The following is a 19,142-nucleotide window of genomic DNA, read 5'->3' as shown; positions in this document are numbered from 1 at the left end:
CCCGGCAGCCACCGGGCCCCCGTAGGATGGTCCCTATGGCAAAGACCGGTACGACGACCCAGGGGCTGCGCGCGGCGATCGAGCGCAGTGGCTACTACCCGGCCCTAGTGGCCGAGGCGGTGGAGGCCGCCGTCGGCGGAGAGCCGGTCGCTTCGTACCTGGTGCACCAGGAGACCACCTTCGACTCCAACGAGGTGCGCCGCCACGTCACGGTGCTCGTCCTGACGGACAACCGTTTCATCGTCAGCCACACGGACGAGCAGACCGCGGACACGGACTCGCCGACGCCGTTCGCCACCACTTCCACCGAGTCGGTGAAGCTCGACCGGATCTCGTCCGTCGTGCTCAGCCGCGTCGTGGCCAACCCGGAGAAGTACGTGCCGGGGACCCTGCCCCGCGAGGTCGTCCTCACGATCGGTTGGGGCGCCGTCTCCCGTATCGACCTGGAGCCCGCCGCCTGTGGTGACCCCAACTGCGAGGCCGACCACGGGTACACCGGCAGCTCGACCGCGGACGACCTGAGCCTGCGGGTCAGCGAGGCCGGTGACGGCCCGGACACCGTGCGCGAGACGCTCGCGTTCGCCCAGGCGCTCTCCGAGGCGACGGCGGCGACCGCGGCGACCGGCCGCTGATGGTCCAGCCCGCGTGGCAGGACCCCGTTCTGCTCCCCCTCGACACCGCCCCGGTCCCCGAGTACGGGAGCGGCTCGCTCGCCGACCTGCTGCCGACGCTCGTCGCCGGCCAGGGCGTACCGGGATTCGAGGCCACGATCCCCGAACTCGCCCCCGCCGACCGGAACTGCGTGTTCCTGATCGACGGGCTCGGCTGGGAGCAGATCAGGTCCCACCCCGACGAGGCTCCGTTCCTGCACTCCCTGCTGTCGTCCTCGCGCGGTGGCACGGGCCGCCCGATCACGGCGGGCTTCCCGTCGACCACCGCGACCTCGCTCGCCTCGGTCGGTACGGGGCTGCCGCCCGGGGAGCACGGCCTCACCGGCTACACGGTCCGTAATCCGGAGACCGGCGCGCTGATGAACCAGCTCCGCTGGCGCCCCTGGACCGAACCCAAGATCTGGCAGCCCAATCCCACCGTCTTCAAGCTCGCCGACGCCGCCGGCGTGCGTACCGCACAGGTGTCCGCGCCCACCTTCGAGCACACCCCGCTCACCAAGGTCGCGCTCAGTGGCGGCTCCTTCCTCGGCCGGCTCACCGGCGAGGACCGCATGGACATCGCCGCCGAACGGCTGGCCGCGGGCGACCGTTCCCTGGTCTACACGTACTACAGCGAGGTCGACGGCAAGGGTCACCGGTTCGGCATCGACTCCGACGCCTGGCGCGGCCAGCTGATGTACGTCGACGGTCTCGCCCGGCGCCTGGCGGAGCAGCTTCCGCCCCGCTCGGCGCTGTACATCACGGCAGACCACGGCATGATCGACATCCCCTTCGACGAGCAGTCCCGGATCGACTTCGACGAGGACTGGGAGCTGCGCGCGGGAGTCGCGCTGCTCGGCGGCGAGGGCAGGGCCCGTCATGTGTACGCGGTCCCCGGCGCCGAGGCCGACGTCCTGACCGTCTGGCAGGAAGTGCTCGGCGAGCGGTTCTGGGTGGCGAGCCGGGACGAGGCCATCGCGGCGGGCTGGTTCGGCCCCCGGATCGACGAGCGGGTCCACGGCAGGATCGGCGACGTGGTGGCGGCCGCCCACGACGACGTGGTGATCACCGCGTCCGTCCAGGAACCGCACGAGTCGGCGATGGTCGGCATGCACGGCTCGATGACCTCCGTCGAACAGCTGGTCCCCCTGCTCGAAGTACGCTCGTAAGCCCTCTTCTCCCTCCGCGTCACGCCCGCCCGAAAGGTGCTCAACCCCTCATGCCCGAGCTTGTGTTCTTCTCCGGAACGATGGACTGCGGAAAGAGCACACTGGCTCTCCAGATCGCCCACAACCGGTCGGCGAGAGGGCTTCAGGGTCTGAACTTCACCCGGGACGACCGTGCGGGGGAGGGGAAGCTCTCTTCACGGCTCGGGCTGGTGACCGAGGCGGTCGAGGCGGTGCAGGGCATGAATCTGTACGCCTATGTCGTCGACAGGGTCTCGCAGGGCGGCAGGGTCGACTACCTGATCGTGGACGAGGCGCAGTTCCTGGAGCCGGTGCAGATCGATCAACTCGCGCGGATCGTGGATGACTTGGGCCTGGACGTCTTCTCCTTCGGTATCACCACGGACTTCCGCACGAAGCTCTTCCCCGGTTCGCGGCGGCTGTTCGAGCTGGCGGACCGCGTGGAGACCTTGCAGGTGGAGGCACTGTGCTGGTGCGGGGCGCGTGCCACGCACAACGCCCGCACGGTGGGCGGCGAGATGGTGGTGGAAGGCGCGCAGGTCGTCGTCGGTGACGTGAGCAGCCCCGCTGCGGAGGTCGGCTACGAGGTGTTGTGCCGGCGTCACCATCGTCGCCGTATGACGAGCGGTTCGGTCCACGCCGGCGCGCTCTCGCCCGACGTCCTGCCGGTGGCCTCCGACTGAGGGGTGTCGGCCGAAACGGCCGTCGTTCACTGCCGGGTGCGCGGGCGCCGGTGACCCGAGCCGGGCGAGGAGACACGCGTGGATGCCCCTCAAAGCGGATCAAGTTCACCTCGCCCCGGACTTCCTGCCCGTCAACTCCGCCCGACACGATTCGGCCGATCACCTCACCTCCCTCGGGACAGCCGGACTATCTTTCTCGAGTGAAGCAGCTGACCGCCGATGACCCGGCACACATAGGCCCGTACCGCCTGATCGCCCGGCTGGGTGAGGGCGGCATGGGGCTGGTCTATCTGGGGCGCTCCGAAGCCGGACGCACCGTGGCCGTGAAGGTCGTGCAGGCCGAGTACGCCGGGAACTCAGAGTTCCGCAGGCGCTTCGCCCGTGAGGTGGCCGCCGCGCGGCGGGTCGGCGGGAGCTGGACGGCGGCGGTGCTCGACGCCGACCCCGAGGCCGCCATCCCCTGGGTGGCGACCCAGTACATCCCGGGGCCCGACCTGAGTACGGTCGTGGCCGAGGACTACGGTCCCCTGCCCGAGCATTCGGTACACACCCTCGCCAACCGCCTCGCCCTCGCTCTGCGGGGCGTGCACGAGGCGGGTCTGATCCACCGTGACCTGAAGCCGTCCAACGTCCTCGTCACCGTCGACGGCCCCCGCGTCATCGATTTCGGTATCGCACGGGCCATGGACAGCCTCGCCGGGGACAGCCTGCACACCCGTACCGGCATGCTGATCGGTTCCCCCGGCTTCATGTCACCGGAACAGGTGCGCGGCCTCGAACTCACCCCGGCCAGCGATGTCTTCTGCCTGGGCGCAGTCCTCGTCCACGCCTCCACCGGGCGCCTCCTGTTCGGCGCCGCGGACACCGGCCTGCCCGCCCACCTCTTCCGGATCGCCGAGGACGAGGCGGACCTGACCGGCGTACCGGAGACGCTCGTCGAACTCGTACGCGACTGCCTGGAGAAGGACCCGGCCAAGCGGCCCACGCCCCAGCAGGTCGCCGAGCGCACGGCGAAGGCCCCGGCCGGGGAGTGGCTGCCGGGCGCGGTCCTGGCGCAACTGGGCCGTCACGCTGCCGCGTTGCTGGACTACGCCCCCGAACTGCCCGTCCAGACACCGGTCGTACAACCAGACCCGGACCCCCGCATTCCGGCCGTGCGGCCCCAGCCGCTTCCCGCGCCGCCCGCGTACGTTCCCACGGCTCCGGCGCACGCGGGCTTCGCGCCCGGTTTCGGTCCGCCGCCGGGCCCGCTCCCGGGCGCCTGGCCCGCACAACCGGCCCCACCCGGCTTCCAGGACGCCGCGCCCCCACACTCCAGGCGCTGGTGGGGACTGGTGGTGATCGCCCTCGCGCAGCTGCTGGTGCTGCTCGACGCGGAGGCGTTCATCATGGCCGTTCCTTCCGTCCAGGCCGATCTGGCGATGTCCCGTGACGACGTCACCCTGATGTTCACGGCCTACGCGCTCGGCTTCGGTGGACTGCTGCTGCTACGGCGGATACCTCGCGGACCGCGTGGGGCGCAGACCCACTCTGATCATCGGCCTCGTCGGATACGCGCTCGCCTCCGCGCTCGCCGGCTCGGCCGGCGATTCGCTCATCCTGGTGGTGGCGCGTCTGCTGCAGGGTGTCGCCGGCGCGCTGGTGACGCCGTCCGCTCTCGCCCTGGTGGTCAGCGGTTTCACCGATGCGAAGGAACGGCGCACGGCATTCGGCGTCTACGCCGTGATCGCGGGCGGCGGCTCGGCGCTGGGACTGGCCGCCGGTGGATGGCTCCTCGAGATCCTGATGTGGCGGTGGTCCCTGTACACCGGCGTCGCCCTCGCCGTGATCATCCTCGTCGGCGCGCTGACGCTGCCGCGCGACGCCCCCCGCCGCACCGACGCCCGCCCCGACACGGTCGGGACGCTGCTCGGTACCGGCGGACTCCTCGCCCTCACCTACGGCCTGTCCGAAGGGGAGCCGCGCGGCTGGACGGTCCCGCTGGTCGTGGTGCCGCTCGTGCTGGGCATCATCCTGCTCGTGGTCTTCCTGGCGTGGCAGACCACGCGGACGGAGTCCATCCCCGCGGCGACCGTCGCCTCGTCCGAGGTCAGAGGCCATGACCGCCTCGGCTGCTTCCTCGCCATGCTCCTGGCCGGCGTCGGTGCCCTGCTCTCGTTCGCGGTCCTGGCCTTCTCTCTCCCAAGCGTCGGCGGATACGCCCCCGTCATGGTCGGTGCGGCTTTTCTGCCCATGATCGTCGCGCTCGTCATCGGCTCCACGCAGGTGTCCGCGCGCCTGATGGGCCGGGTCGCGCCCCGGGTCCTGATCGTGCCGGGGCTGGTGATCACGGCCGTCGGAATGCTGTTCCTGACCGGCCTGGAGGCGGATGCCGCCTACGCGGCCCAGATCCTGCCCGGCATGGTCCTGACCGGCTTCGGCACGGGTCTGGCCTTCATGCCGCTCCTCGCCGTCGCCACCGCGGCCGTCGGCCCGCACCGCGCGGGAGCCGTGTCCGCGGCCATCACGGCGGCCCAGCACCTGGGTCTCATGCTGGGCTCGGCGGTGCTCAGCACGGTCGTCACGGCCAGCTTGCACGCGGTGCCGGCCGAGGAGCTCACCGGCGAACTGCTCGGTGCCTACACCGCCACACTCCCCTGGGCGATCGGCAGCGTGCTCCTCGCCGGCCTGATGGCCGGTCTGGTGATCACCGTGAAGGCACCCGGGGGACGGCGGGGCTGAGCCGGGCGGCCCGGATCAGCGAGCGGCCGACCGTACGATCGTGAAGAGCGCGCCCTCCGGGTCCGAGACGGTCGCCAGCCGCCCCGTCGCGCCGTCGGCCGGGGGCTGCAGGACGTGCCCGCCGAGCTCGACCACCCGGGCCGCGGCCTCGTCGGTGTCGGCGACCTCGAAGTGGGTCATCCAGTGCGGTCCCCGGTCGCGCGGCAGCGCGTGCCCCACACCATGCATCGAGGCCACGGGGCGGCCGTCCAGGCGCAGTGTCTGGTAGTCGAAGTCGGCGGAGACCTCCGCCTCCGTCTCGAAGCCGAAGACCGCCTGGTAGAACTTGCCGACCGTCGCGGTCTCCCGGGTCACCAGCTCGTTCCAGACCGGGGTCCCCGGGGCGCCCTCCAGGGCCGTACCGAGGTGGGCGGCTGCCTGCCAGAGACCGAAGACCGCCCCGCTCGGGTCGGAGGCGATGGCCAGCCGGCCGGCCTCGCCCGCGTCGAGGGGCCCGACCGCGACCGTTCCCCCGCAGGAACGGATCGTCTCCGCGGTGAGGTCGGCGTCGTCGGTGGCGAGATAGGTCGTCCAGGCGATCGGCAGGTGCCGGTCGGGGGCCAGCTGTCCGAGCCCCGCGACCTCCTTGCCGTCGAGCAGTGCCCGGACGTACGGTCCCAGCTGAGCGGGCCCCGGCCGGAACTCCCAGCCGAACAGGGCCGCGTAGAACTCCTGGGTGCCCGTCAGCCCGTGCACCATCAGACTTACCCAGCACGGCGTTCCGGGTGTGCGCCGCTCGGCAGCCTCGGTCATCGTCTTCTCTCTCCTCGGACCATTGTGTGGCCGTACGAAAGGACAGGACCGGTACACCGGCCCGGGGGTGGGGGAATGATGTACGTCCGTGCAGATGCTTGCACCACCTGACGCGAGACGGGCCCCGGCCGCGCCGCATTACGACGGCTTCTCGACATGGGTGTTCCGATTCGTGTGGACATGTCCCTGTCGGCGGCCGCTACGAGCCGGGTGGATCCTGCGCGAGGATGGCAGGCATGAAGCCCATCATCACCGCATCCGAATGTGCGAGCGAGTCGGCGGGGCCACGTCCGCCGGTGCTCCTGGACATCCGCTGGCAACTGGGTGGTCCGCACGGCCGCCCCGACTACGAAGCCGGGCACCTGCCCGGTGCGGTCTTCGTCGATCTCGACGCGGAGCTCGCGGGACCGGCGGGCAAGGGCGGCCGGCACCCCCTGCCCGACCCGGAGGAGTTCGGGGCGGTGATGCGCCGCGCCGGGGTCTCCCGCGACACCCCCGTGGTGGTCTACGACGGTGGTCAGGGCTGGGCCGCGGCCCGAGCCTGGTGGCTGCTGCGCTGGACCGGGCATCTTGACGTCAGGGTGCTGGACGGCGGTCTCGCGGCCTGGTCCGGCGAGCTCTCGACCGGGACGCCGACGCCCGCCGAGGGCGACTTCCGGCCGGAGCCGGGGGCGCTGCCGCTGCTCGACGCGGATGCGGCCGCCGCACTCGCCCGTTCCGGGCTGCTGCTCGACGCGCGGGCCGCCGAGCGCTACCGAGGTGACGTGGAGCCGATCGACCGGGTCGGCGGTCATATTCCGGGCGCCGTCTCGGCGCCGACGGCGGAGAACGTCGGCGAGGACGGCCGGTTCCTGCCGGCCGAGCGGCTTGCCGCACGGTTCGGCGGGCTGGGAGCCGACGGGGACGCCGGTGCGATCGGCGTCTACTGCGGTTCGGGAGTCTCCGGTGCCCACGAGGTGCTGGCGCTGGAGCTCGCCGGACACCGGGCGGCTCTGTACGCGGGCTCCTGGTCCGAGTGGTCCTCCGACGCGTCCCGGCCGGTCGCGACGGGCCCGGACCCGCAGTAACGCTCCGGGCGGTGCCGGCTCCGGCGCCGCGGCAGAGCGAGGGCCCGTACGTGGTCGCGTACGGGCCCTCGTCATAGAGCGGTCACCGGATCAGTCCTGCTTCTTCCGGCGCGTACCGAACACGATCTCGTCCCAGCTCGGCACCGCTGCCCGGCGGCCGGGACGGACACCGTCGGCCTCGGCCTGCCGGTCCGTCGTCCCGGTGAGCCGGTCGCGATGCCCGGCCACCGCGCGGGGCATCAGTACGTCCGCGTACGCCGACCCCGCTCCGGCGGAGGCCGCCGCCGCGGGCGGCTCGTCCGCCTCGGGCTCGTGGACCGCCGGTTCGATGGCCGGCGGCTCGGGCTGCTGGGGCCGTTCCGGTACGACCATGTCGCCGCGGAAGCTCGGTACGGCCTCCAGGAGGCTCGTCAGTGAATCGCGCTCGGTGGCCGACACCCCGCCGATGCGCTCCTCGGGCTCGGGAGGCGGTGGCGGAGTGGGCCGCTCCATCTGGCGGTCCAGGGCGCGGTCCAGCGGCCGGTCGCGAGGCAGCCGTGCGATCCGGGGTACGAACGGGAAGCTGGGCTCCGGCGCGGCGACGTCGTCGGTCTCGCCGATCAGTGAGCGCGCTTCGTCGTCCACCGCCTGTACGAGCCGCCTGGGCGGGTCGTAGGTCCAGCTCGCCGAGTGGGGCTCGCCCGCCACCCGGTAGACCAGGAGGACTTCCCAGGTGCCGTCGTCGCGGCGCCAGGAGTCCCACTGGACCGTTTCCTTGTCGGCGCCCCGCATCAGGAGGCGCTCGTGCACCGCCTCGCCCAGCTGGGGGCCGGCGTTCTCGCCGGGACGGCGCACGGGAGTCTTCCGGGCCCGCTCGGCCATGAAGGCGCGCTCCGCGAGCACGGGGCCCTCGAAGCGGCGCACACGGTCGACGGGGATGCCGGCGAACTGAGCGACCTCCTCCGCGGAGGCACCGGCCCGTATGCGGGCCTGGATGTCGCGGGGCCTGAGGTGGCTCTCCACCTCGATCTCGATCTGGCCGAGCCGGGCGCGGTCGTTGCGCACGGCGGCGCGCAGCCGCTCATCGATCGGAAGCGTGTACTCCGTGCTGTCCGCAGCCTTGAGCACCAGTCGTGTGCCGTCGTTTGAGACGGCCACGACACGCAGTTCGGGCATGGGAACCTCCCGGGTGGTGCCTGCCGACGTCACGTGCGTCGCTGCTTCCGCTAGTCGAGTGTGGCCTGCCCGGGTGCAGCCTGCCACAACCTTTCCAAGTTACGCGGCGTGTCGGGCCTTGGCCCTTGAACACCGCGATGGCACGGTTACCTGTGCGCGACGCACGGTGACCGGGTGGTCACCGCATGTCGCAGGCGCCGTGCGATGCCGCGGCGCCGCCGGTTCGAGTGCCGTCTTCGGCCCCCTCCCGTAAGGCGCGGAAACCCATGCGGGAGTCCGGCCCCAGGGCTCGCCACAGTACTCCATTCGGGCCACGCGGGTGGACCGGCGCGCCGCTGAGGTTCTCGCGGGGTACGGGAGTTGACTCCTGCACCGACCGGTCATATGTGTGCAATGCGTGTCCTGCTTCACAGAATCACCGGAAGCGGAACTATTCACTTCGCTCAAAGGTCCCTTCTTGTTGCACGGTGGGAGAGAAGCCAAGCAGGGGCAGGTAATGGTTGATAAGCCGGAAAGCGACGCGGAGCCGAAGGAAAGGCGTATCGATCTGAGTCTGCCGCAGGTCGCGGGCAGTGCGGTGGCAGCGGTCGCCGCGGCCGTCATGGCCTCGCGGCTGGGCGTGTACGGGACGATCGCCGGCGCGGGCGTGATGAGCATCGTGGCCACCTGCGGGGGCTCCGTGTTCCAGCACTTCTTCCGCCGCACGGGTGAGCAGATCCGCGAGGTCACGGTCCAGGTGAAGCACCCGGCGGGCCGCCAGGTGACCGTACGGACGAGGGAGACGACCTCGGCGGGGCGCGGACGGCAGGCCCCGCGGCAGCCGGTGGACGACGCGACGACCGTATTGCGGACCGTGCGGACCGTGCGTTCGGTGGGGACGGTGGGGACGGTGGGGACCGACCTCGACCGCACCCGGATGCTGGGCCTCGACCGTACGGAGCTCCTGAAGCCGGATCCGGACCGTACGCAGGTTTTGAGGGCCGACCCGGACGGCACGCAGCCGCCGAAGCCGGACGACGCGTTCCGCGGCGCCACCACGCACGGCACGCGCAACCGGGGCCGGCGGAAGCCGGCGCTCGCGGCCGTCGCGGTCTTCGTGCTGGCGATGCTCGGGATCACCGCCTTCGAGCTCGTCTCGGGCAACGACCTGAGCGGCGGCCGGGGTACGACCTTCGGCTCCGTCGTACGGGGTGAGGACCAGGGTTCCGGGCCGGCCGGACCCGCGCCGTCCGGCAGCACCGGCCAGGAGCGGGGCACCGAGCAGGAAGCGCCGTCCGGCACCGGCACGGGCACCGCACCGGGAACGGACCAGGGCGACGGTGCGAGCACCGACCCGAACCCCGGTCAGGCAGGTGACGGCACGGCAACCGGCCCGACGCCCACGCCCTCCGGCTCCGGTTCCGACGAGACGAATCCGACTCCCACGCCCACCCCGACGACGCCGTCGGACGGTGCCACCACCACCCCGGACCCGGCCGGGACGCCCGGGGCTCCGGCGCGGCAGGACGAGGCGGCCGGGGACGCGGGAACCGCCGGCTGACCCCGGTCACCCGTACGGCTCCGTTCAGTCGCCAAGCACCCGGCGCAGGTAGTCGTTCGCGAACATCCGGTCCGGGTCGAGTCGGTCCCGTACGGCGGTGAACTCACCGAACCGGGGGTAGACCCCGGCCAGGTACGCGGCGTCCCTGGTGTGGATCTTGCCCCAGTGCGGGCGCCCGCCGTGCGCGGTCATGATCCGTTCCACCGCGGTGAAGTACGCCTGGTAGGGCGTCCCCCGGTACAGATGCACGGCGATGTACGCGCTCTCCCGGCCCGAGGCCGTCGAGAGCGCGATGTCGTCGGCGGGCGCGGTCCTGACCTCCACGGGGAAACTGATTCGCAGGGGTGAGCGGTCGATCATCGCCTTGACCTCGCGCAGCGCCTCGACGGCGCTCTCCCGCGGCAGCGCGTACTCCATCTCCATGAAGCGGACCCGGCGCGGGCTGGTGAAGACCTTGTACGGGATGTCGGTGTACGTGCGGGCCGAAAGGGCCCGGCTGGAGAGCCTGGCGATCGACGGAATCGTCGCGGGGGCCGCGCGGCCGAGCGAGCAGGCGACCTGGAAGACGCCGTTCGAGAGCAATTCGTCATCGACCCAGGCGCCGACCCTGCCGGGCGGTGCGGCCGGACCCGCGCTGCGGTTGTTGCGCTTGGTGTTGCAGTTGCCGGTGTGCGGGAACCAGTAGAACTCGAAGTGCTCGTTCTCGGTGAAGAGCCGGTCGAAGTCGGCGGTGACCCGGTCGAAGGTCATCGGCTCCTCACGGGCCGTCAGCAGGAAGACGGGCTCCACGGCGAAGGTGATCGCGGTGATCACACCGAGGGCACCGAGCCCCAGGCGGGCGACGGCGAAGACGTCGGGATTCTCCGCCTCGGAACAGCGCAGCACCGTGCCGTCCGCCGTGACCAGTTCCAGGGCGCGGATCTGGGCGGATATGGACGCCGAGTCGCGGCCGGTGCCATGCGTGCCGGTCGACGTGGCCCCGGCGACCGTCTGCTCCATGATGTCGCCCATGTTGGTGAGGGAGAGTCCCTCACGGGCGAGCGCGAGGTTGAGCCGCTTCAGCGGGGTGCCGGCCTCCGCCGTCACCGTCATCGACGTACGGTCGATGTCCCGGATGCCGGTGAGCAGATCGGGACGTATCAGCACGCCGTCGGTGGCCGCGGCCGCCGTGAACGAATGGCCCGTGCCGACCGGCTTCACCTTCAGGCCGTCCTCGGACGCCCTGCGGAGCACCTCGGCGAGCTCGTCCACAGAGGCGGGGGTCACCGCCCGTAGTGGCCGGGCGGTGACGTTCCCCGCCCAGTTACGCCACGCGCTCGTCGTCGTCCGTGCGTAGGTGTCGCTCATCTTCCCCGCGCCCTCCCGTAGGTACCGGCTTCGACAGCCGGCGATACCCCAGGAACGCCACCGCGGCCGCGAGCGCTCCCGCCACGACGGGGACCACGTACGCCGCCTCCGCTCCGGACGTGTCGACCACCCAGCCGGCGGCCGAGGAGCCGAGCGCCACTCCGACCGCGAGCCCGGTGCCGGTCCAGCTCATGCCCTCGGTCAGTTCGGCGCGCGGTACGTGCTGCTCGACGAGGGCCATGGTGGTCACCATCGTCGGTGCGACGGAGAGGCCCGCGACAAAGAGCGCCACGGCCAGGAACGGCAGGCTCCCGGCCAGTTGGAGGGGGATCATACTCACGGCCATCACGCAGACGCCCACCAGCCAGGTGGTGGACGGTCTGCCCTTGAGGTGCATCAGTCCGAACACCGCTCCGGCGAGGCACGAGCCCAGGGCGTAGACGGCCAGTACGAGGCTGGCAGCCGCCTTGTGGCCCTGCTCCTCGGCGAAGGCCACGGTGACCACGTCCACCGCTCCGAAGATCGTTCCGGTAGCCACGAAGGTGATCACCAGGACCTGGAGGCCGGGGGAGCGGAGCGCCGAGCCGCGGGACTGCGCCGACTTGGGATGCGGGAGCGGTTCGGTGGCGCGCTGCGCGGTCAGCCAGAAGACGCCGATCGCCAGGAACACACCGGCCAGCAGCGGACCGGCTTCGGGGAACCACGCGGTGGAGAGCCCGATCGAGATGATCGGTCCGAAGATGAAGCACACCTCGTCGATGATCGACTCCCACGCGTACGCGGTGTGCAGCTCGCGGGGTGAGCCCCGGTAGATGTCCGCCCAGCGGGCCCGGGTCATCGCGCCCACGCTGGGTACGCAGCCGACGCCCGCTGCGAAGACGAACAGGGTCCAGTCGGGCCACCGCTGCTGGGCGCAGACGAGCAGTCCGGTGACCGCGGCCACCGAGACGAGCGTGGCCGGACGCAGCACTCTGCGCTGCCCGTACCGGTCGACCAGCCGGGAGATCTGCGGACCGAAGACCGCCGCGGCCATCGCCAGGGTGGCCGCGAGCGCGCCGGCCAGCCCGTACCGGCCGGTGATCTGGGAGACCATGGTGACGACGCCGATCCCCATCATCGACAGGGGCATCCGTCCGAGGAAGCCGGCCGTCGAGAATCCCTTGGAACCCGGGGCGGCGAAGATGGCGCGGTAGGGGCTGGGCAAGGGGCACTCCGGTCGAGCCTGTCACACGTGAAGATGGCCGATACAGCTTACGGGCGGAACCGGGCGTCCGACACCTCGGTGGATGTCGGCTGCCGCACTGTCGGACCCGGGTGGCAGGATCGGTTCCATGTCCGATCTGCGCGATCCCGCTCTCTACGACGCCCTGCTGCTGCTCTCCTTCGGTGGCCCCGAAGGCCCGGACGACGTGGTTCCGTTCCTGGCGAACGTGACCCGTGGCCGAGGTATCCCCGAGGAGCGCCTGAAGGAAGTCGGCAAGCACTACTTCCTGTTCGGCGGTGTCAGCCCCATCAACGGGCAGAACAGGGCCCTGCTGGACGCCCTGCGAAGAGATTTCGCGGAACACGGCCTGGACCTCCCGGTGTACTGGGGCAACCGGAACTGGGCGCCGTACCTCACTGACACCCTGCGTGAGATGACCACGGCCGGGCACCGCCGGATCGCGGTGCTGGCCACCAGCGCCTACGCCTCGTACTCCGGCTGCCGCCAGTACCGCGAGAACCTCGCCGAGTCGCTCGCGGTCCTGGAGGCCGAGGGGCTGCCCGTGCCGCGTGTCGACAAGCTGCGGCACTACTTCAACCACCCGGGCTTCGTGGAGCCCATGACGGAGGGCGTGCTGGCCGCGCTGGCCGACCTGCCCGAGGACGTCAGGGCGGGCGCGCGCCTCGCCTTCACGACGCACTCCATCCCCACCTCCGCCGCCGACACCTCGGGCCCCGAGGAGGCGCACGGCGAAGGGGGTGCCTACGTCGCCCAGCACCTCGACGTCGCCCGGGTGATCGTCGGCGCGGTGCGCGAGCGGACCGGCACCGCGTACCCGTGGCAGCTCGTCTACCAGTCCCGCAGCGGCGCCCCGCACATCCCGTGGCTGGAGCCCGACATCTGCGACCACCTGGAGGCCGTCCACGGCGAGGGCGCCACCGGGGTGGTCATGGTCCCCATCGGCTTCGTCTCGGACCACATGGAGGTCCTGTACGACCTCGACACCGAGGCCACCGCCAAGGCCGCCGAGCTCGGTCTGCCCGTACGCAGGTCCCCGACCGTCGGCGCGGACCCCCGGTTCGCCGCGGCCGTCCGTGAGCTGGTCACGGAACGCACCGCGACCGAACGGGGCCGGGCCGTGGAGCGGTGCGCCCTGGGCGCGCTCGGGCCGAGTCACGATCTCTGCCCGGCCGGCTGCTGCCCCGCCCGGACCCCGAAGCCGGCGGCTGCGGGCGCCGACAGCCCGTACGCCTAGGCCCTTGTCCCGCGCCCCGGGGGCGCGCCGTGACCGCAACACTTCTGGGAGCACCGTGACCGACCCCTTCCTGACCGAACTCCTCGACCTCGCCCTGGAGGCGGCCCGCCGGGCCGGCGCCCTGCTGCGCGACGGCCGCCCGGCGGACCTGGGGGTGGCCGCGACCAAGTCCAGCCCCATCGACGTCGTCACCGAGATGGACATCGCCGCCGAGAAACTGATCACCGGCTACCTCTCCGAGCGCCGCCCCGGCGACGGCTTCCTCGGCGAGGAGGGCGCGAGCTCCGAGAGCCGTACGGGTATCCGCTGGGTCATCGACCCGCTCGACGGCACGGTGAACTACCTCTACGGCCTGCCCACCTGGGCGGTCTCCATCGCGGCGGAACGCGACGGCGAGCGGATCGTCGGCGTCGTCGAGGCCCCGATGCGCCGTGAGACGTACCACGCGGTGCTCGGCGGCGGTGCGTACGCGAACGGCGCCGCGCTGCGCTGCCGCCCCGCGCCCCCGCTCGACCAGGCGCTCGTCTCGACGGGCTTCAACTACGTCACCGACGTCCGCACCCACCAGGCGGCCGTGGCCGCGCGGCTCATCCCGCGGCTGCGGGACATCCGCCGGGGCGGCTCGGCCGCCGTGGACCTGTGCGATGTCGCGGCGGGCCGTCTCGACGGCTACTACGAGCGCGGACTGCACCCGTGGGACCTCGCCGCCGGCGACCTCATCGCCCGGGAGGCGGGCGCGCTCACCGGCGGACGTCCGGGACGGCCCGCCGACGGCGGACTGACGGTGGCCGCCGGCCCCGGTGTCTTCGAACCTCTTCAGGCGCTGCTGGAAGAGCTGGGCGCCTGGCACGACTGACCGGCGGGCGCGAGGGGGCCCCTGGCGGGACCCTGGGGGAGCACGGACACGGAGGAGGGCCCCGGTTGCCTGTCATGGCAGCCGAGGCCCTCCTGCGACGGCTCAGACGCTTGTGGTGCTGACTTCGACGCCGTGTTCTGCCGCGAGGCGGCGCAGGTCGTCCAGCTCTCCCTGCTCGACATCCGCGAGGAAGTCGTCACCTGTCTCGCGCGCCCTCGTGAGGTCGGACTCGGTGTTCTTGATGCGTTGCAGCAGACCTGCGGTGAAAGCGTCCATGGAGCGCCCCTTCATCGTGGGTCGGTGGCACGGGGGTGTGCCCGGGGGTTCCTCCGGCCGAGGGCCGGAGGGCGGGTGATCACGCCTTCCCCAGGGGGACAGAACGGGCAGTGTCATGCCACGTGCAGGGTGTGATCTCGGGTGTGAAGTCGTCATCCCCAGCCCGGATCCGCCAGAAACCTCAACTGGCCCGTGAATCCTCCGCATTCCCCGGGACCGCTGCCGGTACCGCGTCGTCTTACCGCCGGTTTATGCGCGTTGCGGGCAGGATGGACGCGCACAGTCACTCTGCCGGCCGTGCGGCGGTGCGGCCCGGACCAGGGCCGTTCGTCATCGTGATCTGCCGAAGTACCTAAGGAAGGACAGCGCCGTGCGCGTACTCGTCGTCGAGGACGAGCAACTGCTCGCCGATGCGGTGGCCACCGGACTGCGCCGGGAGGCCATGGCCGTCGACGTGGTCTACGACGGAGCCGCGGCCCTGGAGCGTGTCGGGGTCAACGACTACGACGTGGTGGTGCTGGACCGGGACCTCCCGCTGGTCCACGGCGACGACGTCTGCCGCAGGATCGTCGAGCTGGGGATGCCCACCAGGGTGCTCATGCTCACCGCCTCCGGAGACGTCAGCGACCGCGTGGAGGGGCTGGAGCTCGGCGCGGACGACTACCTCCCCAAGCCCTTCGCCTTCAGCGAGCTGACCGCGCGGGTACGTGCCCTCGGGCGCCGCACGACGGTCGCGCTGCCGCCGGTCCTGGAGCGTGCGGGGATCAAGCTCGACCCCAACCGCCGCGAGGTCTTCCGGGACGAGCAGGAGATCCAGCTCGCGCCGAAGGAGTTCGCCGTACTGGAGGTCCTGATGCGCAGCGAGGGCGCGGTCGTCTCGGCCGAGCAGTTGCTGGAGAAGGCGTGGGACGAGAACACCGACCCGTTCACCAACGTGGTGCGCGTGACGGTGATGACCCTGCGCCGCAAGCTCGGAGAACCGCCCGTCATCGTCACGGTGCCCGGTTCCGGATACCGGATCTGAGGACGCCGTGCCCGCCGCCCCGGCGCCCGTGACAGCGCCACCGAAGCCGACCTGGGAGCCCAAACAGCAGGAGCCCCAGTACCCCTGGCTGCGCCCGACCATCCGCATACGGCTCACGCTGCTCTACGGCGGCATGTTCCTGATCGCGGGCATTCTGCTGCTCTCGATCATCTACATGCTGGCGGCGCAGGCCCTGCACGTGGGCAGTGAGCTCCCGTTCAAGATCGTGACCGGCGAGGTCACCAGTGAGGTGTGCGACCTTCCCAAGAATGCCACGCCCGACGCCTTCAACGCGGCCATGAACATCTGCGTCAACCACCAGCGCAAGCAGGCCCTCGACACGCTGCTCAACCGCTCGCTCCTGGCCCTCGTGGGCCTCAGCATCATCGCCTTCGCCTTCGGTTACGCCATGGCGGGCCGGGTGCTGTCCCCACTGGGCAGGATCACCCGCACCGCCCGCAGGGTGGCCGGAACCGATCTCTCCCGCCGGATCGAGCTGGACGGACCGGACGACGAGCTGAAGGAGCTGGCCGACACCTTCGACGACATGCTGGACCGTCTGGAGCGGGCCTTCACCGCCCAGCAGCGGTTCGTCGGGAACGCCTCGCACGAGCTGCGCACCCCGCTCGCCATCAACCGCACGCTCCTGGAGGTCCACCTCTCCGACCCGGAGGCCCCACCGGAGCTCCAGCAGCTCGGCAGGACCCTGCTGGCCACCAACGAGCGCAGTGAGCAGCTGGTCGAAGGGCTCCTGCTGCTCGCCCGCAGCGACAACCAGAACGTCGAACGGAAACCCGTGGATCTGGCCGAGGTCGCGGAGCGCGCCATCGACCAGGCGCACGCGGAGGCCGTGGCCAAGGGCGTGGAGATCCGCGGCGAGAGGGCCGCTGCCGTCGTCCAGGGCAACGGTGTCCTGCTGGAGCGGATCGCGCTGAACCTCGTACAGAACGCCGTCCGCTACAACGTGGCCGAAAATGGCTGGGTCGAGGTGGCCACGGAGGTGCAGCCCGGACAGGCGCTCCTCGTCGTCTCGAATACGGGCCCCGTGGTGCCCGCGTACGAGATCGACAACCTCTTCGAGCCCTTCAGGCGGCTGCGTACGGAGCGGACGGGCAGCGACAAGGGGGTCGGACTCGGCCTGTCGATCGCGCGATCCGTCGCGCGGGCCCACGGAGGCCGTATCATCGCGGAGCCTCGCGAGGGCGGTGGTCTTGTGATGCGCGTCACCCTGCCGGTCTGAGAGGGTTCGTGGTGTGAGGCCGCAATGGATCGCACTGTTCGCTTTAGGCGGAATTTTCGGGACCCGTTCCCGGTGATTCCCTGTGCGATCGATCACAGATGCTAAAACTCCGTCTTCCACTCTCCGTGATCGCAGCACCGTCGGAAAGCCGGGAATCGTCCGGGTTTTCGGGGGTTGTTATCACGGGAAGTACACGGGGTAGCGCCTGTGAACCGCAGTATCAGGACCGTGTACGGTCCCCATCGCCACCCAAGCCGACCTCTCCCGAGGGGCGCGTTTGGGTGTCGATTGAGTAACAGACCTTGATGTGAGGCAAAATCTCCGCCTCAGGTCGGGCACAAGCCCGGCCTCTCACGCGTTACGTGCGCTGGAGACACCGCAGAAACCCAAGAGGGGGAGAGCGACATGGCAACGGATTACGACACCCCACGCAAGACAGACGACGACGTGGACCAGGACAGCCTCGAAGAGCTCAAGGCTCGTCGGAGCGACAAGGCCGCGTCCGCCGTCGACGTCGACGAATTCGACGCGGCCGAAGGACTGGAACTGCCCGGAGCAGACCTGTCCAACGAGGAACTGGCCGTACGGGTCCTGCCCAAGCAGGCCGACGAGTTCACCTGCATGAGCTGCTTCCTCGTGCATCACAGGAGCCAGCTGGCCCGCGAGAAGAACGGCCAGCCGATCTGCCGCGACTGCGACTAGGTCGGCCGGCCGTGGCAGGCGACACACCGTTCCGGAAGCGGCGCTTGTGGCGCAGGAAAGCCGCGGAGGCGCATCAGGGCGGTACAGGCGGCCCGGCAGCAGGCGCAAGCCCGTCTGCCGAGCGTTCTGCCGCCCTGCCGCCCTCCGTGGGCGCAACTGACGACGAGCGAGGCCGATCGGCCTCGCTCGAAGCAGTCCGGACGGAAGGCGCAGGCACCACAGACGATGCCGGAGATGCCGGCAGGACGGAGCCCGTGACCGGGGCAGGCCGTCTGAACACACTGAAACGGCGCGTACACAAGAGCGGGGAGAGCGCGAGAGCCGTGGCCGGCCAGCTGGCCGACCGGATCATCGACACGGCTCCCCGTGTCCCTGTGCGCGATCTCGCCACCCTGCGCAGGCAGTTCCCGGGGCTCGGCCCCGACGAACTGGCCGACAGACTCATCGCGGGTGCGAGCAAGGCCACCGCCGCCGTCGGCGCGGGAATCGGGGCGGCCGCCATGATGCCCGTACCGCCCGCCATGATCGCCGAACTGGCCGCGGAGATCACCGGCGTCGCCGCCATCGAGCTGAAGCTGGTCGCCGAGCTCCACGAGGTCTACGGACAGCGCCCGCCCGGCAACGTCGGCCAGCGCGGCACCGCGTATCTGACGTCCTGGACGGAGGAGCGCGGTATCGACGTCTCGCGGCCCACCACGCTGAACGCCGCACTCGGCGGTCAGATGAAGCGCGAACTGCGCCAGCAGATCATGAAGCGCATGGTGCGCGACCTGCCGAACCTGCTGCCGTTCATGGTCGGCGCCGCCGTCGGCGCCGTGATGAACCGGCGGGACACCCAGAAGCTCGCCGAACGGGTCAGGAAGGACCTGCGCGAGCATCAGGTGCCCTGGGACCGGCTTCCCGGCCTGCCCGCGCTGGAACAGCCCGAGAACCCCAAGCAGCTGCCCGGGGCGCCGGAGGCGTAGGCGCCCGGGACTCAGGCCGCCCGTACCGCCGTCAGTGCCGCCACCAGCGCCTGCGGTTCGCGGGTCGACAGGAACACGTACGGAGTCGGGTCGTCCGGGTCCGTGACCTCGACCCGTACCGCCGTCGGGATGTAGCTGCGCAGCAGCATGAACGCGCGCATGTCGGCCTTGTGCGAGCGCCAGGCACGCGCGTCCTCGGCGTCCAGCACCTCGGCCTCGCCGAGCGCCGACAGCGGAATCCGCGCGTCGCCCGCGACGAGGGAGCCCGCCACCACGCGGATGCGCGCGGAACCGTACGAACTCACGATCACCGCGGCGGCCGCGGTGCCGCCGGCCAGCCCTGCCAGCAGCGGCAAGGTCCCGAGCGGCAGCAGCATCAGAGCACAGGCGATGCCGACCCCGAAGGCGATGACCCACCACGAACGGGGAGCGGTGAGACGTTCGTCGAAGGGCGTTGCGGAAGGCTGCATGGAACCAA

At 71.2% G+C, this 19,142-nt stretch carries 18 protein-coding genes and 1 pseudogene; 13 read left to right on the top strand and 6 right to left on the bottom strand.

Features of this window, described 5'->3' with window-relative positions; all coding sequences use genetic code 11:
• The first annotated feature begins 35 nt into the window (after positions 1-35).
• The 5 genes and pseudogenes from F0344_RS06915 to F0344_RS35515 all read left to right on the top strand — a co-directional run bounded on the left by F0344_RS06915 (position 36) and on the right by F0344_RS35515 (position 5,241).
• Positions 36-632 (top strand): DUF5998 family protein, encoded by a 597-nt coding sequence (locus F0344_RS06915; protein ID WP_185297937.1) that lies wholly within the window; start codon positions 36-38, stop codon positions 630-632.
• Positions 632-1,819: an alkaline phosphatase family protein gene (locus F0344_RS06910; protein WP_185297936.1), complete on the top strand. Its 1,188-nt coding sequence runs from the start codon at positions 632-634 to the stop codon at positions 1,817-1,819. Before F0344_RS06915 ends, F0344_RS06910 begins: the two co-directional genes overlap by 1 nt.
• A gap of 50 nt (positions 1,820-1,869) precedes the next feature.
• On the top strand, positions 1,870-2,520 hold the full coding sequence (locus F0344_RS06905) for a thymidine kinase (protein ID WP_185297935.1): 651 nt from the start codon (positions 1,870-1,872) through the stop codon (positions 2,518-2,520).
• Positions 2,521-2,795: 275 nt separating this feature from the next.
• Positions 2,796-3,464: pseudogene (locus F0344_RS35520) on the top strand (serine/threonine-protein kinase); the annotation flags it as partial.
• Positions 3,465-4,032: 568 nt separating this feature from the next.
• Entirely contained in the window at positions 4,033-5,241 is a 1,209-nt protein-coding gene (locus F0344_RS35515; RefSeq protein ID WP_258049719.1) for an MFS transporter, read from the top strand.
• 15 nt (positions 5,242-5,256) lie between these two features.
• Here the strand turns inward: F0344_RS35515 and F0344_RS06890 are convergent, their stop codons facing one another.
• Entirely contained in the window at positions 5,257-6,033 is a 777-nt protein-coding gene (locus F0344_RS06890; protein WP_185297932.1) for a VOC family protein, read from the bottom strand.
• A 236-nt stretch (positions 6,034-6,269) separates the two neighbouring features.
• On the opposite strand from F0344_RS06890, the gene F0344_RS06885 reads away from it, so the two are divergent.
• Positions 6,270-7,100, top strand: a complete 831-nt coding sequence (locus tag F0344_RS06885; RefSeq protein WP_185297931.1) for a sulfurtransferase — start codon at positions 6,270-6,272, stop codon at positions 7,098-7,100.
• Between the two features lie 90 nt (positions 7,101-7,190).
• Here F0344_RS06885 and sepH read toward each other — a convergent pair whose 3' ends face one another.
• The gene (sepH, locus tag F0344_RS06880; RefSeq protein ID WP_185297930.1) at positions 7,191-8,255 is read right to left on the bottom strand and encodes a septation protein SepH; all 1,065 of its coding nucleotides are present in this window, start codon (positions 8,253-8,255) and stop codon (positions 7,191-7,193) included.
• Positions 8,256-8,751: 496 nt separating this feature from the next.
• Between sepH and F0344_RS06875 the strand changes: the two genes are divergently transcribed.
• On the top strand, positions 8,752-9,795 hold the full coding sequence (locus tag F0344_RS06875; protein WP_185297929.1) for a hypothetical protein: 1,044 nt from the start codon (positions 8,752-8,754) through the stop codon (positions 9,793-9,795).
• A 24-nt stretch (positions 9,796-9,819) separates the two neighbouring features.
• Here F0344_RS06875 and F0344_RS06870 read toward each other — a convergent pair whose 3' ends face one another.
• Both F0344_RS06870 and F0344_RS06865 read right to left on the bottom strand, forming a co-directional pair.
• On the bottom strand, positions 9,820-11,142 hold the full coding sequence (locus F0344_RS06870; RefSeq protein ID WP_185297928.1) for a D-arabinono-1,4-lactone oxidase: 1,323 nt from the start codon (positions 11,140-11,142) through the stop codon (positions 9,820-9,822).
• Positions 11,099-12,346, bottom strand: a complete 1,248-nt coding sequence (locus tag F0344_RS06865; protein ID WP_185297927.1) for an MFS transporter — start codon at positions 12,344-12,346, stop codon at positions 11,099-11,101. Before F0344_RS06865 ends, F0344_RS06870 begins: the two co-directional genes overlap by 44 nt.
• Before the next feature lie 127 nt (positions 12,347-12,473).
• Between F0344_RS06865 and F0344_RS06860 the strand changes: the two genes are divergently transcribed.
• Entirely contained in the window at positions 12,474-13,601 is a 1,128-nt protein-coding gene (locus F0344_RS06860; RefSeq protein WP_185297926.1) for a ferrochelatase, read from the top strand.
• A 55-nt stretch (positions 13,602-13,656) separates the two neighbouring features.
• Positions 13,657-14,457 carry an inositol monophosphatase family protein gene (locus F0344_RS06855; RefSeq protein WP_185297925.1) on the top strand — a complete coding sequence of 267 codons (801 nt, stop codon included), beginning with the start codon at positions 13,657-13,659 and terminating at the stop codon, positions 14,455-14,457.
• A 102-nt stretch (positions 14,458-14,559) separates the two neighbouring features.
• Here F0344_RS06855 and F0344_RS06850 read toward each other — a convergent pair whose 3' ends face one another.
• The gene (locus tag F0344_RS06850; protein WP_185297924.1) at positions 14,560-14,733 is read right to left on the bottom strand and encodes a hypothetical protein; all 174 of its coding nucleotides are present in this window, start codon (positions 14,731-14,733) and stop codon (positions 14,560-14,562) included.
• Between the two features lie 370 nt (positions 14,734-15,103).
• On the opposite strand from F0344_RS06850, the gene F0344_RS06845 reads away from it, so the two are divergent.
• The 4 genes from F0344_RS06845 (at position 15,104) to F0344_RS06830 (ending at position 18,664) form a co-directional block, all read left to right on the top strand.
• The gene (locus F0344_RS06845) at positions 15,104-15,757 is read left to right on the top strand and encodes a response regulator transcription factor (protein WP_073721987.1); all 654 of its coding nucleotides are present in this window, start codon (positions 15,104-15,106) and stop codon (positions 15,755-15,757) included.
• Between the two features lie 7 nt (positions 15,758-15,764).
• The gene (locus F0344_RS06840; RefSeq protein ID WP_185297923.1) at positions 15,765-16,997 is read left to right on the top strand and encodes a sensor histidine kinase; all 1,233 of its coding nucleotides are present in this window, start codon (positions 15,765-15,767) and stop codon (positions 16,995-16,997) included.
• A 405-nt stretch (positions 16,998-17,402) separates the two neighbouring features.
• Positions 17,403-17,699: a DUF4193 domain-containing protein gene (locus F0344_RS06835; protein ID WP_030577297.1), complete on the top strand. Its 297-nt coding sequence runs from the start codon at positions 17,403-17,405 to the stop codon at positions 17,697-17,699.
• An 11-nt stretch (positions 17,700-17,710) separates the two neighbouring features.
• On the top strand, positions 17,711-18,664 hold the full coding sequence (locus F0344_RS06830; protein WP_185297922.1) for a hypothetical protein: 954 nt from the start codon (positions 17,711-17,713) through the stop codon (positions 18,662-18,664).
• A gap of 11 nt (positions 18,665-18,675) precedes the next feature.
• Here F0344_RS06830 and F0344_RS06825 read toward each other — a convergent pair whose 3' ends face one another.
• Positions 18,676-19,134: a DUF3093 domain-containing protein gene (locus F0344_RS06825; RefSeq protein ID WP_185297921.1), complete on the bottom strand. Its 459-nt coding sequence runs from the start codon at positions 19,132-19,134 to the stop codon at positions 18,676-18,678.
• Positions 19,135-19,142 lie beyond the last annotated feature (8 nt).

Origin of the sequence: Streptomyces finlayi (assembly GCF_014216315.1) — a bacterium.
GTDB classification, from domain to species: domain Bacteria; phylum Actinomycetota; class Actinomycetes; order Streptomycetales; family Streptomycetaceae; genus Streptomyces; species Streptomyces finlayi_A.
This window is presented reverse-complemented; position numbering and strand designations above follow the sequence as displayed.

What these genes read in the sequence shown, in the direction of transcription:
- F0344_RS06915 (WP_185297937.1), top strand. Translation starts at nt 36, where the DNA reads ATGGCAAAGACCGGTACGACGACCCAGGGGCTGCGCGCGGCGATCGAG.
- F0344_RS06910 (WP_185297936.1), top strand. Translation starts at nt 632, where the DNA reads ATGGTCCAGCCCGCGTGGCAGGACCCCGTTCTGCTCCCCCTCGACACC.
- F0344_RS06905 (WP_185297935.1), top strand. Translation starts at nt 1,870, where the DNA reads ATGCCCGAGCTTGTGTTCTTCTCCGGAACGATGGACTGCGGAAAGAGC.
- F0344_RS06890 (WP_185297932.1), bottom strand. Translation starts at nt 6,033, where the DNA reads ATGACCGAGGCTGCCGAGCGGCGCACACCCGGAACGCCGTGCTGGGTA.
- F0344_RS06885 (WP_185297931.1), top strand. Translation starts at nt 6,270, where the DNA reads ATGAAGCCCATCATCACCGCATCCGAATGTGCGAGCGAGTCGGCGGGG.
- sepH (WP_185297930.1), bottom strand. Translation starts at nt 8,255, where the DNA reads ATGCCCGAACTGCGTGTCGTGGCCGTCTCAAACGACGGCACACGACTG.
- F0344_RS06875 (WP_185297929.1), top strand. Translation starts at nt 8,752, where the DNA reads ATGGTTGATAAGCCGGAAAGCGACGCGGAGCCGAAGGAAAGGCGTATC.
- F0344_RS06870 (WP_185297928.1), bottom strand. Translation starts at nt 11,142, where the DNA reads ATGAGCGACACCTACGCACGGACGACGACGAGCGCGTGGCGTAACTGG.
- F0344_RS06860 (WP_185297926.1), top strand. Translation starts at nt 12,474, where the DNA reads ATGTCCGATCTGCGCGATCCCGCTCTCTACGACGCCCTGCTGCTGCTC.
- F0344_RS06850 (WP_185297924.1), bottom strand. Translation starts at nt 14,733, where the DNA reads ATGGACGCTTTCACCGCAGGTCTGCTGCAACGCATCAAGAACACCGAG.
- F0344_RS06835 (WP_030577297.1), top strand. Translation starts at nt 17,403, where the DNA reads ATGGCAACGGATTACGACACCCCACGCAAGACAGACGACGACGTGGAC.
- F0344_RS06825 (WP_185297921.1), bottom strand. Translation starts at nt 19,134, where the DNA reads ATGCAGCCTTCCGCAACGCCCTTCGACGAACGTCTCACCGCTCCCCGT.